The sequence below is a fragment of the Rhizobium sp. 'Codium 1' genome, from assembly GCF_020889605.1.
Lineage (GTDB): Bacteria > Pseudomonadota > Alphaproteobacteria > Rhizobiales > Rhizobiaceae > Allorhizobium > Allorhizobium algae.
The window spans coordinates 739,097-758,298 of the sequence record NZ_JAJGPW010000002.1 but is presented as its reverse complement, the minus strand read 5'-3'; the positions used below and the strand labels follow the sequence as shown (position 1 = coordinate 758,298).

General features: G+C 62.3%; 20 protein-coding genes. 10 read left to right on the top strand and 10 right to left on the bottom strand.

The features are described 5' to 3' along the window. The first annotated feature begins 2 nt into the window (after positions 1-2). Positions 3-749 carry a copper homeostasis protein CutC gene (locus LJE98_RS08745; RefSeq protein WP_229574766.1) on the top strand — a complete coding sequence of 249 codons (747 nt, stop codon included), beginning with the start codon at positions 3-5 and terminating at the stop codon, positions 747-749. Between the two features lie 3 nt (positions 750-752). Here the strand turns inward: LJE98_RS08745 and LJE98_RS08740 are convergent, their stop codons facing one another. Further along, the gene (locus LJE98_RS08740; protein ID WP_229574765.1) at positions 753-2,750 is read right to left on the bottom strand and encodes a putative bifunctional diguanylate cyclase/phosphodiesterase; all 1,998 of its coding nucleotides are present in this window, start codon (positions 2,748-2,750) and stop codon (positions 753-755) included. 188 nt (positions 2,751-2,938) lie between these two features. Here LJE98_RS08740 and LJE98_RS08735 point away from each other — a divergent pair, with 188 nt between their 5' ends. Next, positions 2,939-3,535 (top strand): DUF922 domain-containing Zn-dependent protease, encoded by a 597-nt coding sequence (locus tag LJE98_RS08735; protein ID WP_324255822.1) that lies wholly within the window; start codon positions 2,939-2,941, stop codon positions 3,533-3,535. 35 nt (positions 3,536-3,570) lie between these two features. Here the strand turns inward: LJE98_RS08735 and pcaF are convergent, their stop codons facing one another. From pcaF to LJE98_RS08720, 3 genes are read right to left on the bottom strand one after another with little or no spacing between them, the layout of a single operon-like run. Beyond that, a complete protein-coding gene (pcaF, locus tag LJE98_RS08730; protein ID WP_229574764.1) occupies positions 3,571-4,776 on the bottom strand; it encodes a 3-oxoadipyl-CoA thiolase in 1,206 nt (401 codons plus the stop codon). 9 nt (positions 4,777-4,785) lie between these two features. Continuing rightward, positions 4,786-5,487 carry a 3-oxoacid CoA-transferase subunit B gene (locus LJE98_RS08725; protein ID WP_229574763.1) on the bottom strand — a complete coding sequence of 234 codons (702 nt, stop codon included), beginning with the start codon at positions 5,485-5,487 and terminating at the stop codon, positions 4,786-4,788. Next, the gene (locus LJE98_RS08720) at positions 5,484-6,191 is read right to left on the bottom strand and encodes a 3-oxoacid CoA-transferase subunit A (RefSeq protein ID WP_229574762.1); all 708 of its coding nucleotides are present in this window, start codon (positions 6,189-6,191) and stop codon (positions 5,484-5,486) included. The genes LJE98_RS08725 and LJE98_RS08720 overlap by 4 nt, the downstream gene beginning before the upstream one ends. 134 nt (positions 6,192-6,325) lie before the next feature. Here LJE98_RS08720 and LJE98_RS08715 point away from each other — a divergent pair, with 134 nt between their 5' ends. Then, positions 6,326-7,087 (top strand): IclR family transcriptional regulator domain-containing protein, encoded by a 762-nt coding sequence (locus LJE98_RS08715; RefSeq protein WP_229574761.1) that lies wholly within the window; start codon positions 6,326-6,328, stop codon positions 7,085-7,087. A gap of 3 nt (positions 7,088-7,090) precedes the next feature. Here LJE98_RS08715 and pcaQ read toward each other — a convergent pair whose 3' ends face one another. Beyond that, the gene (gene pcaQ / locus LJE98_RS08710; RefSeq protein ID WP_229574760.1) at positions 7,091-8,014 is read right to left on the bottom strand and encodes a pca operon transcription factor PcaQ; all 924 of its coding nucleotides are present in this window, start codon (positions 8,012-8,014) and stop codon (positions 7,091-7,093) included. A 97-nt stretch (positions 8,015-8,111) separates the two neighbouring features. On the opposite strand from pcaQ, the gene pcaD reads away from it, so the two are divergent. From pcaD to LJE98_RS08685, 5 genes are read left to right on the top strand one after another with little or no spacing between them, the layout of a single operon-like run. Beyond that, entirely contained in the window at positions 8,112-8,921 is an 810-nt protein-coding gene (gene pcaD, locus LJE98_RS08705; RefSeq protein WP_229574759.1) for a 3-oxoadipate enol-lactonase, read from the top strand. Beyond that, positions 8,914-9,333 (top strand): 4-carboxymuconolactone decarboxylase, encoded by a 420-nt coding sequence (gene pcaC / locus LJE98_RS08700; RefSeq protein ID WP_229574758.1) that lies wholly within the window; start codon positions 8,914-8,916, stop codon positions 9,331-9,333. Before pcaD ends, pcaC begins: the two co-directional genes overlap by 8 nt. Beyond that, positions 9,326-10,075: a protocatechuate 3,4-dioxygenase subunit beta gene (pcaH, locus tag LJE98_RS08695; RefSeq protein ID WP_229574757.1), complete on the top strand. Its 750-nt coding sequence runs from the start codon at positions 9,326-9,328 to the stop codon at positions 10,073-10,075. Before pcaC ends, pcaH begins: the two co-directional genes overlap by 8 nt. Continuing rightward, a complete protein-coding gene (gene pcaG / locus LJE98_RS08690) occupies positions 10,075-10,689 on the top strand; it encodes a protocatechuate 3,4-dioxygenase subunit alpha (protein ID WP_229574756.1) in 615 nt (204 codons plus the stop codon). Before pcaH ends, pcaG begins: the two co-directional genes overlap by 1 nt. Before the next feature lie 18 nt (positions 10,690-10,707). Next, entirely contained in the window at positions 10,708-11,757 is a 1,050-nt protein-coding gene (locus LJE98_RS08685) for a 3-carboxy-cis,cis-muconate cycloisomerase (protein ID WP_229574755.1), read from the top strand. On the opposite strand, the gene LJE98_RS08680 is transcribed toward LJE98_RS08685, so the two are convergent. From LJE98_RS08680 to LJE98_RS08660, 5 genes are all read right to left on the bottom strand, one after another. Continuing rightward, positions 11,758-11,952, bottom strand: coding sequence for a zf-HC2 domain-containing protein (locus LJE98_RS08680; RefSeq protein WP_229574754.1), 195 nt, complete (start codon positions 11,950-11,952; stop codon positions 11,758-11,760). Beyond that, positions 11,949-12,584: a sigma-70 family RNA polymerase sigma factor gene (locus tag LJE98_RS08675; protein ID WP_229574753.1), complete on the bottom strand. Its 636-nt coding sequence runs from the start codon at positions 12,582-12,584 to the stop codon at positions 11,949-11,951. The genes LJE98_RS08680 and LJE98_RS08675 overlap by 4 nt, the downstream gene beginning before the upstream one ends. Positions 12,585-12,690: 106 nt before the next feature. Beyond that, positions 12,691-13,122: a DUF3429 domain-containing protein gene (locus LJE98_RS08670; RefSeq protein WP_229574752.1), complete on the bottom strand. Its 432-nt coding sequence runs from the start codon at positions 13,120-13,122 to the stop codon at positions 12,691-12,693. A gap of 2 nt (positions 13,123-13,124) precedes the next feature. Then, positions 13,125-14,114, bottom strand: coding sequence for an NAD(P)/FAD-dependent oxidoreductase (locus tag LJE98_RS08665; RefSeq protein ID WP_229574751.1), 990 nt, complete (start codon positions 14,112-14,114; stop codon positions 13,125-13,127). A gap of 35 nt (positions 14,115-14,149) precedes the next feature. Continuing rightward, entirely contained in the window at positions 14,150-15,055 is a 906-nt protein-coding gene (locus LJE98_RS08660; protein ID WP_229574750.1) for a LysR family transcriptional regulator, read from the bottom strand. A 133-nt stretch (positions 15,056-15,188) separates the two neighbouring features. Between LJE98_RS08660 and LJE98_RS08655 the strand changes: the two genes are divergently transcribed. Continuing rightward, positions 15,189-16,763 carry a proton-conducting transporter membrane subunit gene (locus LJE98_RS08655; protein WP_229574959.1) on the top strand — a complete coding sequence of 525 codons (1,575 nt, stop codon included), beginning with the start codon at positions 15,189-15,191 and terminating at the stop codon, positions 16,761-16,763. A 4-nt stretch (positions 16,764-16,767) separates the two neighbouring features. Continuing rightward, positions 16,768-19,182 carry a YbcC family protein gene (locus LJE98_RS08650; protein WP_229574749.1) on the top strand — a complete coding sequence of 805 codons (2,415 nt, stop codon included), beginning with the start codon at positions 16,768-16,770 and terminating at the stop codon, positions 19,180-19,182. Positions 19,183-19,202 lie beyond the last annotated feature (20 nt).

Genomic DNA, 19,202 nt, shown 5'->3' with positions numbered 1-19,202 from the left:
TCATGACGTCCCAGGAAAAAGCTTCAGCTCCTCTACTCGAAGTCTGCGTCGATGATATCGCAGGCCTTCAGGCGGCCGTCTCCGGTGGCGCGGACCGCATCGAACTCTGCTCTGCACTCGGTTCGGGTGGACTCACACCGTCTCGCGGCTTCATGGCCGCTGCCGCGCAGGTGCCGATCCCCGTCTTTGCCCTGATCCGTCCGCGCGCCGGTGGGTTCGTCTATTCCGAGGCGGAGGTGGCGGTGATGGAGGCCGATATTGCGGCCGCTCGTGACGCCGGACTGGCCGGTGTCGTGATAGGGGCCACGACTGCCGACGGCGCCCTCGATCAACAGGTGAACCGGAAGCTCGTCGACGCAGCGATGGGCCTGGACCTTACCCTGCATCGGGCGATTGATGTCGTCTCGGATATGGAGCGCGCCCTCGATCTCGCCATCAGCCTGGGCTTCTCACGTGTTTTGACGTCGGGGGGCGCGCGTCACGCGGAAGAAGGGATCGACATGATCGCGCGGTTGGTCGAGCGCAGTACAGGCAAGATCTCGATCATGCCGGGCGGTGGCGTACGACCAGAAAATGTGGCACGCTTTCTGGCGATCGCCGGAGTAACCGAGCTGCATGCCTCCTGCAGCGGGGCGTATGTCGGCGCTGGGCGGCTCGTCGAACTCGGTTTTTTGAGCGAGATGCCGCGGCGAACGGATGCCGCGATCGTGCGGCAGCTCAAGGCGCAAATCAATGTGCGGGCGAGCTGAAGCTTACGAGGCCCGTGCCTGCCGTTGCGCCAACAGTAGCTTCATGGCCTCAGCGGCGACCATCGGCTTCCCGAAGTAATAGCCCTGAACCGCTCGGACGCCGAGATTTTCGAGGATGCGTAGTTCCTCTTCTGTCTCTACACCCTCGACGATCGCTTCCAGTTCCATCTCGGCACAGAGCGCCAGCACCGATTTGACGATGTTGAAGCTGGTCCTGCGGGTGTGGATGTTGCGAACGAAACTGCCATCGATCTTGATCTTGGTGAGCGGCAGCTTGTGTACATGATTCAAGCTGGAATAACCGGTGCCGAAATCGTCGAGCGAGATGCCGGCGCCCAGTTCACGCAGCATCTGGATCGAGGCGCTCGCCTGTTCGAAGTCGTGCATGACCGCAGTTTCAGTGATCTCGAAATTGATCCGGCGCGGGTCGAAGCCGCTTTTCAGCACGATTGAGACAATCTTCAAGGTGTTTTCCGGCGAGCTGAGATCGTGAGCCGAAAGGTTGAACGAGAGGTAGACGTCGTCCGGCCACAGGCAGGACACTTCGAGTGCGCGTTCGAGCAGAAGGCGGGTGATCAGCGTGATGCGCCCGTTATGCTCGGCGACCGGGATGAATTCGGCCGGCGAGACCTGACCGATACGCGGGCTTTCCCACCGGGCAAGGGCTTCGAAACCAATGCTGACGCGGCTGTCGACGCAGGTGATCGGCTGGAAAACGAGCGAGAGTTCCTGCTCCAGATCGGCAGCGACCAGTGCTTCCTCAACAATCTTCTGGCGGTTCAGTTCGTTCGCCTGAACGGCGTTGAAGATGACCGTCCCGGCGCGGTGGTGCCGCTTTGCGGTATAGAGCGCGTAGTCGGCGAGTTCGTAGATTTCCTGCCCGGTCTGGCCGACATCGGGGTAAAGCGCAAAGCCGACCGAGCCGGTGACCTGGACCATGCCGCTGCCGATGTTGATGCGTTCGGCGATCAGTTCGCAAACCTTTTCACCGAGCGCCATGGCATCGGCTTCTTCAACATCCCCCTGGAGCAGGAGGCCGAATTCGTCGCCGCCGAGGCGATAGACGGAGAGGCGCTGGTCCGCGAGCGTGGACAGCCGGTTGCTGATCTCTATCAGCACCTTGTCGCCTGCCGAGTGGCCATAGAGATCATTGACCGGCTTGAAGCCGTCGAGATCGATGACGCCGACCGCGAGCTTGCCACTGGCGGCACTCGCTCGGCTGAAGGTCGTCTCCAGCATCTGGAAGAAGCTACGGCGGTTGGCGAGCAGGGTCAGACTGTCAAGATTGGCGAGGCGCAGGTTTTCATCCGAGAGTGCCTGCATGGCCTTGTTCTGCTCCTGCAGCGCCTGCTGCTGCAGCATCAGGACGTTGCGAGACTCGTGCAATTGGCGGAAATCGCGATAGTGCGAGACAAGGATCATGATCATTGCCATCGTCACGAGGATCACGTTGACGCCCGTCGCGATGAAGGTGGGCTCGCCACTCAGGCACATGACCACGAAAAAGGGCAAGTTGACCGTCACCGTAACGATCAGGGCGGCCGAGCGCAGGTGCATCAGACAGAAGATGCAGCCGATGACCGTGATCGCCATGAAGAAGGCGACATGAGCCTGCTGATGGGCGTCGCCATAAGGTATGAGCGAAATCGACCAGGCAGTGCAGAAGACGGCGATCGGGAGAGACAGGAGGTTTGTGGCCCGGAGCTGGCGATAGGCCTGCTGCGGCGTGCGCTGGAGATTACGGCCACGCAGCCAGATCAGCGATCGGAGTGCAAAAAGCGTGGTGAGAATGGCGGGTAAATAAACGACCAGGTAATCCGGCGCTGAACCAAGGTGGGTCCAGGAGAGCGAGATCATGTTCGTCGCGAGGATGAAATAAAGAAGCGGGACCTGCTTGGAGAAGGCCTCGAACTGAGCTGCGGTCAGCGCCGGATTGCCATTGGGAACCTTGAGCAGGTCCACCCATCCCGCTGCACGGCTCAGGAAAGCATGCTTCGTCACCTTTTTTTCCACGCCTTTGTACTCTCCCCGTCTCTCCTGTCCGGTTTCATATATATGAGGATCAGTTAAATTTGCGGAAACTGCGGTCAATCGAAATACGGCGAGGCGGCTGTCGAGGTTGCAGTTGGTCATTGCGGTCGGGCATGGCCACCGGTATCAGGTTCAATGATCCTGGGAGCCTTTTGTCCGTGACCACTGTCTTTCGCCTGCTTAACGGCCTTCTTGTATCAATGGTTGCAGCGTTTCCGGCTGCCGGCCAGGAGTGGCAGGCCACAGAAAAGGTCGCCCACTACCCGGTGAACGGAACAACGCCGATGGCCCTGTATCAGTCGGTCGGCGAGCGGGGGCCTAAGCTCAGCCTCGGGCGGGTGATCGCCCATACGACGTTCAAGCTGACCTGGCAGCGCGACTATCAGCAGCAGGGGGCGGCTTGCGTGCTCGCAACGGCGAAACCCAAGCTTGTCGTCACCTACACCCTGCCGAAGCCCGCACAGAAGCTTCCGTCCGACGTGGCGGCGAAGTGGGACGCATTTTACGAGGGTATCGTCGCACACGAGAAGCTGCATGGTGAATTCATGCGGGATCTGACGCAGCAGATTCAGGATGTGTCGATCGGGCTTCGCCACGAAAACGACCCGGGCTGCCAGAAAGTGCGTGCAGCGCTGCAGGCCCAGTTGAAGCCCATCTCGGATGCGCATGTGGCGCGCCACAGCGAATATGATCGGGTGGAAATGTCACCCGGCGGGGCCGTGCATCAGCTCATCCTGGCCTTCCTCAATCCTTGAGCAGACAGGCGCCGGTTTCCCGCCGCCTTCGGATGTCAGACGCGCTCCAGCGCGATTGCAATGCCCTGGCCGACGCCGATGCACATGGTGGAAAGCGCGTAGCGCCCGCCAGTTTCTTTTAGCTCCAGTGCTGCCGTTCCCGCAATGCGAGCGCCCGACATGCCGAGCGGGTGGCCGAGCGCGATCGCGCCGCCATTGCGGTTGACGCGTGGATCGTTGCTGGCGATACCGAGGTCACGGAGTGTCGCGATGCCTTGGGACGCAAAGGCTTCGTTCAGCTCGATGACGTCGATCTGCTCCTGTGTCAGGCCGAGACGGGCGAGCAGCTTCCTGGAGGCCGGGGCCGGACCAAAGCCCATGATGCGCGGCGGAACGCCTGCGGTTGCACCACCCAGAATGCGGGCGATCGGGGTGAGGCCATATTTCTTCATCGCGGCTTCCGAGGCGATGATCAGGGCGGCGGCTCCGTCGTTGACGCCCGAGGCATTGCCGGCGGTGACAGTGGCCCCTTCTCGTCTGTTGATCGGCTTCAGCTTGGCCAGCGCCTCGATCGAGGTCGCACGCGGATGCTCGTCGCGGTCGATGATCACAGGATCGCCCTTGCGCTGGGGCACGGTGACGGGCGTGATTTCCTTGGCCAATCTGCCATTGGCTTGCGCTTCTGCCGCCTTGGCCTGGCTGTCCACGGCAAAGGCGTCCTGATCCTCACGTGAGACCTCGAAGTCGATGGCGACATTGTCGCCCGTCTCGGGCATGGAATCCACACCGTACTGCTTCTTCATCAGCGGGTTGATGAAACGCCAGCCGATCGTGGTGTCGTAGATCTCGGCATTGCGGGAGAAGGCGGTCTCGGCTTTCGGCATGACGAAAGGTGCCCGGCTCATGCTTTCGACGCCGCCGGCGATCATCAGCTCTGCCTCGCCTGACTTGATCGCGCGGGCAGCCGTGATCACGGCATCCATGCCGGAGCCGCACAGCCGGTTGATCGTGGTGCCTGTCACCGAGACTGGCAGGCCGGCAAGCAAGGCTGACATGCGGGCGACGTTGCGGTTGTCCTCGCCTGCCTGGTTGGCACAGCCGTATATCACGTCTTCTACTGCCTCCCAGTCGATGCCGGGATGACGTTCCATCAGCGCTTTCAGCGGTACGGCGCCCAGATCATCGGCGCGCACCGAGGCGAGAGAGCCGCCGAAACGGCCGATGGGCGTGCGGATGTAGTCGCAAATATAGGCTTCTGACATGGCTTGAACTCACAATTTGGGAACGACGAGGTCGGCGACGGGACCATCTGTGTGCAGTTTTGCACCGGTCATGGCCTGCAACTCGTCCATGCTCATGGCAGCGAGCTTTTCGCGCACGATAAACTTGCCATCGGCAATGTCGATCACGGCATGGCTCGTATAGACGCGGGTGATGCAGCCGACGCCGGTCAGCGGAAACGTGCAGCGCTCGACGAGCTTCGGCTTGCCGTCCTTGGTCACGTGTTCGGTGATGACGACGACCTGCTTTGCACCATGTACGAGGTCCATGGCGCCGCCAACGGCCGGAACCCCCTTGGAACCGACGCGCCAATTGGCGAGGTCACCGTTCTCGGCGACCTGATAGGCGCCGAGGATTGCGACGTCGAGATGGCCGCCGCGAACCATGGCGAAGCTGTCGGCATGGTGGAAGAAGGCGGCTCCCGGCTTCAGCGTGATCGCCTTCTTGCCGGCATTGATCAGGTCCCAGTCCTCTTCGCCTGCGGCCGGTGCTTCGCCGAAGTTCAGCACGCCGTTTTCGGTATGGAAGATCGCTTCGCGGCCCTCAGGCTGGAACTTGGCCACCATTTCCGGGAAGCCGATGCCGAGGTTCACATAGGCGCCGTCGGCGATATCCTGGGCGGCACGCCAGGCGATCTGTGCGTTGGAGAGCTTGATGTCTTCGCGGGTGTCGATTGCGGCTGCGTCGGTCATGCGTAGGCCACTCCGGCTCGGATGAGCTCTTCTTCCTGTTGCGGGTTGGCGACTTCGACGACGCCATCGACAAAGATGCCCGGGGTGATCACCTGCTCGGGATCGATCTCGCCGGGCTTCACGATTTTCGAAACCTGGGCGATGGTCTTGGCGGCGGCCATGCACATCAGCGGATTGAAGTTGCGGCCGGCCATCCGATAGGTGAGGTTGCCCATGGTGTCGCCGAGATGCGCCTTGACGATGGCGAAGTCGGCCTTCAGCCAGCGTTCCTGCACGTATTTGCGGCCGTCAAACTCCGCGATCACCTTGCCCTCCGCCAGTTCCGTACCGAAGCCGGTCGGCGTGTAGAAGGCCGGAATGCCGGCACCGCCGGCGCGGATGCGTTCGGCCAGCGTGCCTTGCGGCACCAGTTCCAGTTCGATCTCGCCAGCAAGGTAGCGATCGGTAAAGGCGCGGGGATCGGAAGACCGCGGGAAAGAGCAGATCATCTTCTTCACCAAGCCCGCATCGATCATGGCCGCGATGCCGATGCGGCCATTGCCAGCATTGTTGTTGATGACAGTGAGGTTCTTCGGGCCGTTGTCGATGAGGGCGTGAATGAGCTCAATCGGGGCGCCGGAGCCGCCGAAGCCACCGATCATGACGGTCGCGCCGTCGCGGATCTCGGCCACGGCTTCCACCAGGCTTGAAATTGTCTTGTTCATGGGAACTCCCGTCTCCTCAAGCGCGGTCTGCCTCGTAAACCTGTCGCCAAATATGACCTTGAAACCATCGACAGCAAGTGGTTTGTGCGATATTTGATATTTGTTCGATAATCGCACGAAATTGGAGGTGGTTTATGGCAGCGGGCGAACGTGACCTGATGGGTGGATTCGCCAAAGGCTTGAGGGTGCTGGAAGCATTCGGCCCCGAGCGCCAGAGGCTCAGCATCACCGAGGCTGCCGAAACCAGTGGTCTTGACCGGGCGACTGCGCGTCGCTGCCTGCTGACGCTCGCGGATCTCAGTTACGCCGACTATGATGGAAAGTTCTTCTCACTGACGCCGAAGATTCTGCGTATCGGCCATTCCTGGCTGTCGGCGACGCCACTGCCTGTGCTGTTGCAACCGCATCTCGATCAGTTGTCGGAACGCGTCGGCCACAGCGCCTCGGCCTCCATTCTCGACAGCACCGAGATCGTCTATATTGCACGCGCTGCACAGAAGCGCGTCATGTCGATCAACCTGATGCCGGGCTCGCGCCTGCCGGCCTACAGCGCCTCCATGGGGCGCGTGCTGCTGGCCGCGCTATCCGATGCAGAGATCGACGTCATTCTGGCGGCAACCCAGTTCAAGGCACATACGCCGCTTACTCTCATCGAGCCGTCGGCACTCAAGGCAGAGATCGCACGTGTCCGGGAGCGAGGCTATGCCGTCATCGATCAAGAGCTTGAGATTGGTCTCTGTTCAATTGCCGTGCCGGTCCGGAATGATCGCGGTCGTGTGGTGGCTGCCATCAATGTCGGTGCGCCGGCTGCGATCCTGCCAGCAGCCGAATTGCCTGCCCATTGCCTGCCCGCGATGTTGGAGCTTCAAGCGCGGCTGACGCCGCTGCTGCCCTGATCGTCAGGCATTGGCCACCTCGTGCGCGGCCTCGCGGATCGTCCGCATCAGGAGCGCCAGCGGCATGGACGGCACCGCATCCGCCCGAACGGTGAGGCCCACCGGGCCCTTTGTCTCGCTGGTGTCGATCGGCAATGCCGCCAGCGTTTTGTCTGCGAGGTCCGTTGCCACGACGCCCGCAGAGATGATCCAGATCGCATCCGTCTGGCGGACATAGGCGCGACCGAAGCTGTCGGAGACCGTCTCGATCTGGGTTGGCAGGCCGGAAATGCCGTTGGCGATCAGGAAGCGCTCGACGAAGGGGCGAATGATCGAGGCCCGCGTCGGCATCAGCACTGGATACTTTTCCAGTTCGCCAAACAGGTCGGAAGCGGCCAGCAGGAGCGGGTGACCGGCGCGAACGCAGAAGATCACCTGTTCCGAATAGAGATGTTCAAAGGAGAAGCCTGCCATCTGCTCGGGCGCGGCCAGCCGTCCGACGACGAGGTCGAGGTCTCCGACCCGCAACTGCTCCAGAAGGACCGCATTTTCACCGGTGACAATCTTGATGCGGGCGGGCACGTCCTCGCGCAGGAACCGGGTCATTGCCTGCGGCATGATGCGGGTCGAGACCGTTGGCAGGGCCCCGACGCGTATCGGTGGCGCATCCGCATGAAGGGCATGCGATACGGAATCGAAGCCTTGGCGGAGCGCGGTCAGGGCCGCACCCGCGTGCTTGAGAAAGGCCTCGCCATAGCGCGTGATCCGGATGCCGCGACCGTCCTTTTCGAACACGGCGACACCCAAGACTTCCTCGAGTTCGCGGATGGTCTTGGTTACGGCAGGCTGGCTGACATGCAGGAGTTCCGCCGCCTTCATGACGCTCTTCTGGCGTGCAACCTCGACGAAGGTCTGCAGGTGGCGAAACTTCACTCTGTTGTCGATCATGTGGAAACATAACCCTACGGTTAGGAATAAGATGGAAAACATCATTTTACCTAACCAAACCGCATGAGCAATATGTCGGCAACGGAGGGAGGAACCCGTGCAGTTCGTTCAGATCAACGGCGTCAGCCTGCATCACCAGATCATCGGTGGGCCGGGCAACAAGCCGGTCATCGTCTTCATCAATTCGCTCGGAACCGATTTTCGTATCTGGCGCGACGTGATCGTCCGGCTCGCTGGCAGCCATCCTCTGCTCACCTATGACAAGCGCGGGCACGGCCTGTCGGATGTCGGGCAAGCGCCCTATTCGATCGATGACCATGTCGACGACCTGATCGGCTTGCTCGAACACCTCAATGTTTCTGGCGCCGTCATCTGCGGACTGTCTGTCGGAGGGCTGATCGCCCAGGGCCTCTGCGCGCGGCGTCCGGATCTGGTGAAGGCGCTGATCCTTTGCGATACAGCGCACAAGATCGGGACCGCGGAGATGTGGGCAGCGCGCATCACAGCCATCGAAGAAGGCGGGCTTTCGGGCATCGTCGACAGTGTGATGGAGCGCTGGTTCACATCGTCCTTCCGCGCCAGCGATCCGGCTTACCCGGGCTATCGCAACATGATGCTCCGCCAGCCGGTCGAGGGATATACTGGCACCTGTGCCGCGATCCGGGATGCGGATTTCACCGAGGCCGCAACGAGGATCGCCGTTCCCACACTCTGTGTTGTCGGCGATCAGGACGGGGCGACGCCACCCGATCTCGTGCTGTCGCTCGCCAAGCTCGTGCCGAAGGCGCGCTATGAAGTCATAAAGGATGCCGGCCATCTCCCCTGTGTGGAGCAGCCGGAAATGCTCACAACCATCATAGAGGCCTTCCTCGCGCCCATCATATCAGGAGAGGCAGCTCATGGCTGATGCCCGCAGTTCATCAGATCGCTACCGGCAGGGCATGGCAACGCGTCGCCGCGTGCTGGGCGATGCGCATGTCGATCGCGCTTCCTTGTCGGCCACGGCGTTCGATCAACCCTTTCAGGAGATGATCACCGAGGGAGCCTGGGGGACCGTCTGGTCACGGGCCGGTATCAGCCCCCGCGAACGTTCGATGATCACCATCGCGCTGCTTGCGGCCTTGGGTCATGACGAAGAGGTCGCCATGCATGTCCGAGCCACCGCCAATACCGGGGCCAGCCGGGAAGACGTCACCGAAGCATTGATGCATGTTGCCGTCTATGCCGGCGTTCCCGCGGCAAACAGGGCATTCAAGATCGCCAAGCAGGTGTTTGACATGGTGGATGCCGGCGAGACCGGGGGAGAGGGCCATGACTGATCTTTCGAACAAGAAGCCGGAGACGGGCGCCTTTTTCCCGCGCGACCGGAGTTTGCATCCGCCGGCCTATACCCCGACCTACAAGACCTCCGTTTTGCGCTCGCCGCAAAAGGCGCTTCTGTCGCTGGACGGCACGAAGTCGGAAATCACAGGCCCGGTCTTCGGTCATTCTATGCTGGGCGAACTCGACAACGACCTGATCCATAATTTTGCCAAGCCGGGCGAGAGCGCGATCGGCGAGCGCATCATCGTGCATGGGCGCGTCCTCGACGAACGCGGTCGTCCCGTTGCCGGTGCTCTCATCGAATTCTGGCAGGCCAATGCCGGCGGGCGCTATCGTCACAAGAAGGAAAGCTATCTGGCGCCGCTCGATCCGAATTTTGGTGGTTGCGGCCGCACGATCTCCGACGAGAACGGGTATTATGCCTTCCGCACGATCAAGCCGGGTCCTTATCCCTGGCCGAATGGGGTCAACGACTGGCGCCCGGCGCACATCCATTTCTCCATATTCGGCCATGGTTTTTCGCAGCGCCTGATCACCCAGATGTATTTCGAGGGCGACCCGTTGATCTGGAAATGTCCGATCGTGCTGACGATCCCGGATCGCGCCGCGATCGAGCAACTGGTCGCAGCCCTCGACTGGTCGGCAACCATCCCGATGGATGCGCGCGCCTACAAATTCGATATCGTGCTGCGTGGTCGGCGTTCGACCCTGTTCGAAAACCGGATGGAGGGAAATTGATGGTCCAGGATCTCGGTTACCTCAAGGAAAGTGCCTCGCAGACGGCCGGCCCTTACGTTCATATCGGCCTGACGCCAAATTTTGCCGATATCAAGGGTGTCTATCCCGTCGATCTCGGCACCACCATGGTCAATGACAGGACGCGCGGCGAGCGGATTACCGTAACCGGTCGTGTCATCGATGGATCCGGCACGCCGCTCAAGGATGCGTTGATCGAGATCTGGCAGGCAGATGCCGATGGCCTCTACAACAGTCCCTCGGAAACGCGCGGCAGCGCTGATCCAAACTTTACCGGCTGGGGGCGCTGCCCTTGCGACCTCTCGACCGGCGAGTATCGTTTCGAGACGATCAAGCCGGGTCGGGTGCCTTTCCGGGATGGCCGCCTGATGGCGCCACATATATCTTTCTGGATCGTGGCGCGCGGCATCAATCTCGGCCTCAACACGCGCCTTTATTTTGGCGACGAAGAAGCGGCCAACGCCGAGGATCCGATCCTTGCGCGCATCGAGCACCGCGTGCGCGTGCCGACACTGATTGCACAGCGCGAGGGATCGACCTATCACTTCGACATCTACCTGCAGGGGGAGAAGGAGACGATCTTCTTCGATATCTGAAAAGGGCACCGGCACAGCATGACCGCATCCGTCTTCGACCATCCTTTTCTGTCCGGCCTCTTGGGTGATGAGGAAATCGGTGCTCAGTTCTCGGCCGCTGCCGAGCTTTCGGCCATGCTGCGTTTCGAGGTGGCACTGGCGGAAGCGGAGGCAGCGGAAGGCGTTATCCCTGTCGAGGCGGCCGGGGCGATCGCGGCCCTGCCGGAAGCATTTTTTGCCGATCTCGACGCCTTGAAACAGGCGATCGGCCGCGATGGGGTCGTCATCCCGGATCTCGTTCGTCAGTGGCGGGCAATGCTCGCAGAACAGGGCAAGCATCTGCACTTCGGGGCCACAAGCCAGGACGCCATCGATACAGGTCTGATGCTGCGTCTGGGTGCTGTGCTTTCGATCCTCGATGAGCGGCTGACATCCATCATCTCGTCCCTCGAGGGGCTGGAGCAGCGCTTTGGCACCCGGTCCTTGATGGGGCGCACGCGCATGCAGGCGGCGATCCAGATCACGGTTTCAGATCGCCTGTCGAGCTGGAAAGGGCCGATCGTCGCCCACCAGGCAGCGCTGCAGGGCATGCTGAAAGCCGGCCTGCCGCTTCAGTTCGGGGGTGCCGCCGGCACACTCGACAAGCTCGGTGGCAAGGCGCAGTTTGTCCGAGCCCGGCTCTCCGACCTCCTTCAACTGTCTGATCGGCCGCAATGGCACAGTCAACGGGCGATAATCACCGAGATCGGTGGCTTGTTCTCCCAGGTCACCGGCGTCCTCGGCAAGATCGGTCAAGATCTGGCGCTGATGGCGGATAATGGCACGGCGCTGATCGGCGGCGGCGGCGCGTCCTCAGCCATGCCGCACAAGCGCAATCCGGTGAAGGCGGAAGTTCTGGTAACGCTTGCCCGGTTCAACGCCGTGCAGATCTCGGGTCTGCATCAGTCCCTGGTGCATGAACAGGAACGGTCTGGGGCGGCCTGGACGCTTGAGTGGATGATCCTGCCGCAGATGGCGATCGCCACCGGTGCCGCCACGCGGCTTGGCACCGAGATCCTGCAGTCGATCGAGCAACTCGGCACCCGCTGATTAGGTCTCTCCCGGATCGGATACGTCGGTCGCGACGTAGCGGCGGCTTGCCTTGCGCAACACACCGATTTGCCGGACGAAGCCCGAGCAGGCATCGCAACCGACAAGATGCAGGCGCAGGCGGATGGTCTCAGGAATGGACAGGCGCCGGTCGAGTTTGTCCGAGGCAAGTTTGGTCGCCTTGTCGCACATCATGATAATTTCTCCTCCGGCGCGAACCAGTGTCCTTCTAGGCAATTGCGCAGGCGAAGCCGCGCGCGGTGCATCAGGACATGCATGTTGGTGCTGGTGATGCCGACCTCGGCGCAGATCTCGGCTGTGTCCATCTCGACGAATTCACGCATCATGAAGACGCGGCCCTGGTCGGGCGGCAGATGATCGAGGCAAGTTTCGAAGACCCGCCAGAAATCCTTGCCCAAGAGTTCGACTTCCGGATTGCCCCAACCGCTGGGGCGGTTCTCCGGAGCCCAAGAGCCATTGGCGTCGAAGTAGCGAGGCTCATCCTCGTCGGGGAGGTGACCGAGCGGCATGGCGATCATCTGAGATTGCTTGCGCTTGAAGCGGATCTGGTCTGCGATCTTGTTGCGCAGGATGGCGAAGACCCAGGTGCGAAAAGCGGAACGGCCGGCAAAGGCGTCGGCGTTGCGGAGCGCACCGGCCAGCGCTTCCTGCACAGCATCTTCGGCGAAGCCGGGATCCGCAAGCTGGAGGCTTGCGAATTTCAGCATGCGTTGACGGAGTTCCGCCATATACGTCGCATCGGCCAGAAACGGCGCTGCCGCACCGTCTCCGCGGTTCAACTTCTGCTCGCCCGCATTCCCCATCATGATCCCCCGCACATTGGCCGCGCCTGTCAAGATCCGGCGCGCCCCGCAGCACGCCTCCGTTCCTCGCGGAATTCATTGCCATCTTACAGCACTTACCCTGAAAATCTCATGTCAGGATCATGACCACGGCATAAGCGGCGATCACCAGCAGTGTGACATTGCGCCGAAGTGCCAGATACCAGGCGGGTTGGGCGCCTTTTCTGTGAATGCGGAGATCGGCGGCAAGCAGGACCAGAAATACCGTAACATGCAATGCCATCGTGACGGCCGGAGCATGGGCGTAGACCAGCAGGCCCCCGATGGCTGCGAGGGCTGCAATATTGCTGACGATCAGCATGAGCCCCGGATCCTGAGTGCGGATCTGCGCCTGGCTCCAGAGCGTGCCGGCCATGAAACAGGCGATGCCGGTTCCGTAGGCAATGAAGGCCTCAGCGGTGAGCGCTGGATCGCCGCCGAGCACCTGGGCCAGAGCGAGCGCCCAAAAGGGCAGGGCGCCGGCATAGGTGAGAAGTTTCGTCAGCGCCGGATCGCGATACATTGTCAGGCTCCTTGCAGGCGGGTGATCATCCTTTTCGACAGCGCGGTGGCACTTTCCACGGCTGCCTCGACCCGGTTGCCGAGGCACCAGTCACCACAGGCGCCAAGGCCGAGGACTTCATCGAAGAGGAAGGGCTGGCTGGCGGGTTCTTCGACATTGGCGTAGCGCCAGCGATGCAGGTCGAGCCAGGCGGCGTTCGAGAAGTCTAGTCCAAGCAGGCGCTTCAGCGACGCAAGCATCTCCGATTTCACCTCGTCGCGGTCGCGTTCCAGGTTTGCCTCGGCCCAGTCGTTTCGGCTGTGGATGGTGAGCGCCAGCTTGTCGCGGCGGCCGGGTTTGCTGTCCTCGACGGCGATCCAGCTCAGGATGTCGTCCTCGATACGGGCGGCGTGGAAGTCGAGGTGCAGGGGCTCGTCGAGACCGATCATCAGGGTGAAGCAACCACTCATCCGGACAATGGCCAAAGCGTCGTGTCCGGAAAATGTCTCGGGCATCAGCCGGATTGTCTGTGGTGCCGGCGCCGTGGAGATGACTGTGTCGAAGCGGCCAAGATCCTGACCTTCGCCGTCGGTCAACGCCCAGCCATGTCCGCACTGCTGAAGCCCTGCAACGGTCGTTTGCTTGCGGATCTCAAGACCGTCAGCCAGTCCGTTCGCAAACCCGCTCATTCCGGGCAAGCCGATATACCGCGGTTCCGGTGGGCGATTGTCGGTCAGCAATCCGCCGGACTTCAGCGTGTGCACCGCCCTTGGCCAGATACCGGCATGGCCCGCCTCAACCGCTGCTTCCGCAACCGCGCGAAAGGCTGGCGAACGTGCGGTGAAATACTGGGCGCCATGGTCGAAAGCAAAACCCTCGCGGCGGCGGTTCGCCATGCGGCCACCGAGGCCTCGGCTCTTCTCGAAAATGGTGACGTTTGCGTATGGGACAAGCGCCTGCGCAAGGGTGATACCAGCGATGCCGGCTCCGATGATGGCTATGGAAGTCTTCACGATGTCCCCTTTTCAAGCGTTTATACGCTCAAAATTTACGTAGATCCGGCATCAGTGGATTTGCCGTCGCCATTCGCTTCGAGCAACGGCCGGATGAGCGGATTGGGGAAACGACGCTTTACGGTTACCGCAAAGAAGGCTTCGATCATACCGGGCAGGGCGTCGAACTCCACCAGTGTACCCGCCTCAAGTTCGCCCTTCACGACGATTGGCGGCAAAACGGCAAGGCCCGCGCCTTCGCGTGCCAGAAGACGCATCATCGCCATGTCGTCCACTTCGGCGGCAATCTGTGGCGTGATCCCAAGCCTTGCCACAAGCGCCTCGAACTGCGAGCGCACGCCGCTTTCGAGCGTGGGCAGGATGACGGGATGCTCGCCCAGCAGGTCGGCAAGGTTAGCGCCCGGCTTGCCGTAGGATGGCCTGCCGATGAGACTGACCCGCTGCTGGTAGACATGCTGGGCGATGAAGGGCGTGACGGAATCGGTCATTGGCGCCTGATTCAGCAGGACAATGTCGAGATTGAGCGCTTCGAGCGCGCCGAGCAGTTCGCTGGTGCTGCCGGAGCGCAGGATCATGTCGACATCGGATCGCCCGAGGATTGGCCGCAGGAATTCCATCTGGAAGTTGCGTGACAGGGTCGCGAGCGCCCCAATGCGGATCGCGCGGCGGGTTCTTCCTGTTTCCTTCAGTGTTTCGACAAGCTCTTCGCCGGCCGAAAAGATCGTGTCGGCATGGTCGAGCGCGATGCGGCCGGCTTCCGTGAGATAAAGCTGTCGTCCGCGACGCTCGAAGAGAGCGTGGCCCAGACGCTCCTCCAAGTGCTTGATCTGGATGGAGAGCGCCGATTGCGACAGGTTTAGCCGTTCGGCCGTGCGCGTCAGATTTCCATCATGGGCGACGGCGCGGAAATAGCGGAGGTGGTGATAGTTCAGCTCGGACATTGTTCTATTTTATAGAACGAAATTGGAGAAACAATGAATTTTTCTTGTGATCACGTCGCTGATAACAGGTCCGTGAGATCGCCGTTGCCTCCTCCCAAGCAGCGGTCCAGACCGGAGACGTCAAGTGATCCACATGCTGCCGCTTCTCGCACCGCTCCTGCTTGCCGGTGCCTCGTATTACGCATTCAAGGCGCCGGGGCTTCGCCCGCGCCGGGCGATCCGCGTTGTCGAACTCGCTGCCCTCGGTTCCATGCTCGTCGTGTTTTTGTCCGGCGTCGTCCTCGCTCTGCAGGGTCCGGGCACGAGCCCGGCCCTCGGCTACGGCCCCTTCGCGTTCGCCTCGCGGCTCGACCTTGTCAGCCTGGTGATGCTGCTGCTCGTGTCCTTCATCGGATGGGTGGTGCTGCGCTATGCCGGCACTTTCCTCGACGGTGAGGTCCGTCAGGGTCAGTTCACCGGCTGGATGACGGCGACACTTGCCGCCGTCCTTCTGCTCGTCCAGTCCGGCACGCTGTTGCAGCTTGTCGTCGGTTGGGTCGCGACCAGCCTACTCCTGCATCAGCTCCTGCTCTTCTATCCTGACAGGATCGCTGCCCAACGCGCCGCGCGCAAGAAGTTCATCGTCTCGCGCACCGGTGACGCCGCCCTGATCGGCGCCGTCATCCTGCTCGCCATCTCCTTCGGCACCGGCGACATTGCGACCATTCTCGCCGCTGCCCGCGAGGGCGAGGGCCTGCCGCTGACGATTGCCGCTGCGGCCCTGCTGGCGATCGCAGCGCTTCTGAAGTCCGCGCAGTTCCCGACCCATGGCTGGCTCACGGAAGTTATGGAAACGCCGACCCCTGTCTCTGCCCTCTTGCATGCCGGTGTCGTCAACGCCGGCGGCTTCCTGCTGATCCGCTTTGCCGATGTCATGCTGCAGGCCCCCGTGGTGCTTGCGGTGCTGGTCATGATCGGTGGCTTCACGGCGCTGTTCGGCAGTCTCGTGATGCTCACCCAGTCGGCGGTGAAGACCTCGCTCGCCTGGTCGACGGTCGCGCAGATGGGCTTCATGATCCTGCAATGTGGTCTGGCACTCTTCCCGATCGCGCTTCTGCACATCGTCGCCCATTCGCTCTACAAGGCGCATGCCTTCCTCGCATCCGGTTCGGCCATCGAGACGGTCGCCTCGATCCGGCGCCCCGGTCCGGTCGCGATCCCCAACGCGAAGGCTGTCGGACGCGCCTTTCTGCTGGCGCTGGCCATCTACGCCGTTATCGGTGTGCTCTTCGGCTTTGCGGACAAGGCGCCGCAGGCCCTAGCATTGGGAGCGATCCTGATCTTCGGCGTGGCCTATCTGATCGCGCAAGGCTTGGCGGATGCGGCGCCCTGGGCGCTGACCTGGCGGACCTCGCTCTACTCGATCTCGGCGGCCACGGCCTACTTCGCCCTGCAGCGGATCACCGACAAGCTGATGCTCGACACGCTGCCCGCAACCCCACAGCCAGGGCCGCTCGAATGGACGCTGATGCTGCTGGCCGTCGTCACCTTCGGTGTGGTGGCGGTCGCCCAGTCGCTCTTCCCGCTCTGGGCCTATCATCCGGCAGCGGCGGGCCTCAGGGTGCATCTCGCCAACGGCCTCTACGTCAATGCCCTCTTCGATCGCCTGCTTGGTGGCTGGACGCTTCCACGCACTACCTCCGCAACGCCCGCTTTCGTGAAAGAGTGAACCGATGACCAGGATGACCACAGTCGATACACTGCATGGTGAAGCGCTTGCCCGGGCAGCCAATCAGGCGGTGCGGGCGATTCCGCCGGCCTGGTCGCTGACGGCGACCGTTGCCGTCAACCCCTTCCTCGGCCAGGTCAGCGAAACGCTGGACCACACCGCGGCCCGGCTTGCCCGGATCGGTGGCGTCAGGCTCGCTTTGCCGCGCAAGCACTATGCCGACAAGATCGCCAAGGGGGAGATCACCGATGAGGACCTGATCGCTGCCCTCCAGTCGAGCGCGCTCTTCAACCGCATCGACCTGCCGGCGCTCAAGGCGGCCGTTGGCGAAGAACCGCAGCCGGTTATCGCACTGCCGACGATCGCGGATCTTGCCGCGCGGGCCACGGGCAAGGATTGGCCCGGGCTGGTCTCCGAGCGGATCGGGACCTTTGCAGCCGGTTTCTTCGACCAGGGGCAGGCCCTCTGGGCTGCGTCCCGGCGCAACGGGCTCTATGCCGCCTGGCGTGCCTTTGCGACCCATGATCTGACGCCGGAAATTCTGGGACTGAAGGGCTTCAGCATCCATGTCGATGAAACGCCGGAAACCCCTGACGGGGCGATCGAGCGGGCGGCCGTTTCGCTGGGCCTCGGCGCCGAACCCGGCACCTATTTCCACCAACTGCTGCTGACCGTCGGCGGCTGGGCGCAGTATGCGCGACACATCCAGTTCAAGGCCGAGATCGAGGGCCGCACGGATACCACGGCGCTCGAACTGCTGGCGATCCGGCTCGTCTTCGAAGAGGTGCTGTATGCCCGGCACAAGACTGAGATCGAGCGCGAGTGGCAGCAGGTGCGACACAAGCATGTCGAGCCGGTCAGCCCGGATTTCGATACCGTCATTGACGGGTTGCTGCGGGTTGCTGCCGAGCGGGCAGCACAGCGGAAGCTCGCCGCGACGCTCGCCGCACCCTCGACGATCAAGGTTGCCGAGTTGCGGCCGGTGTTGCAGGCTGCCTTTTGCATCGACGTGCGCTCGGAGGTCTTTCGCCGATCGCTCGAAAGCGTTGATCCGGGCGTCAGGACGCTCGGCTTCGCCGGTTTCTTTGGGCTCGGCGCAAGCCACAAGGGCTTTGCCTCCGACGTCTCCGAGCATCGTCTGCCGGTTCTCCTGAAGCCCTCGGTCTTCAGCTGCAGCGCGGTAGATCACGACGGCGATGCCGATCAGCAGGCGCGGTTCAGCGCCCGCGCCACCCGCGCCTGGGGACGGTTCAAGCTGGCCGCCGTTTCCTCCTTCGCCTTTGTCGAAGCGATGGGGCCGGTCTATGCCGGCAAGCTGATCCGCGATGGTCTCGGCTTCCACAAGGGCAAGGGGCCGGATGCCGCCAAGCCTCGCCTTGCGCCCAGCCTTGATCTCGACACGCGCGTCGTCATCGCCGAAACGGTGCTGAAGGCCATGTCGCTGACGGAAGGTTTCGGCCGCTTCGTGCTGATCTCCGGTCATGGGGCGAATGTGGTCAACAACCCCTATGCCAGCGCACTTCACTGCGGCGCCTGCGGCGGTTATGCGGGTGACGTCAACGCGCGTCTGCTGGCTGATCTTCTGAACGACCGCGCCGTGCGGGAGACGCTGGCGATCAACGGAATGACCATCCCGGCCGACACCGTCTTCCTCGGTGGTTTGCATGATACGACGACCGATACCGTGACGCTTTTCGAGGACGACCTTGAGACCGACATTCAGCCGGAGGATATTGTCCGCATCCGGCAGTGGCTGGCCCAGGCTGGCCACCTGACGCGCGCGGAGCGGGCACGGCGGCTGCCACGGGCGACAGCCGACAGCGTCATCGAGCGCAGTCGGGACTGGTCGGAAGTGCGGCCCGAACTCGGGCTTGCCGGCTGCCGTGCCTTCATCGCCGCACCGCGCACCCGGACGGCTGGTCGATCGCTGGAAGGCCAGGCCTTCCTGCACGACTATGTCTGGAAGACGGACGAGGGCTTCAAGATTCTCGAACTCATCCTGACGGCACCCGTCGTCGTCGCGAGCTGGATCAGCCTGCAATATTTCGGCTCCTGCGTCGCGCCCTCGCTTTTCGGGGCCGGCAACAAGCTCCTGCACAATGTCGTCGGCGGCATCGGCGTGGTCGAGGGCAATGGCGGCAATATGCGCGCAGGGCTTCCCTGGCAGTCGGTGCATGACGGCGAGCAGTTCGTGCATGAGCCGCTGCGGTTGACGGTCGCCGTCGAGGCGCCGAAAGAGGCGATCACCGACATCCTCAAACGGCATGCCCAGGTGCAGGCGCTGTTCGACAATGGCTGGCTCAGCCTGTTTGCGCTCGACGAACGGGGCCAGATGGCATGGCGTTATACTGGCAGTCTCGCCTGGACGGATATGCGCCAGGATGCAGTGTCTGACGTCATCCAGAAGGCCGCGAGCTGATCAACGCCTGCGAAATGGCT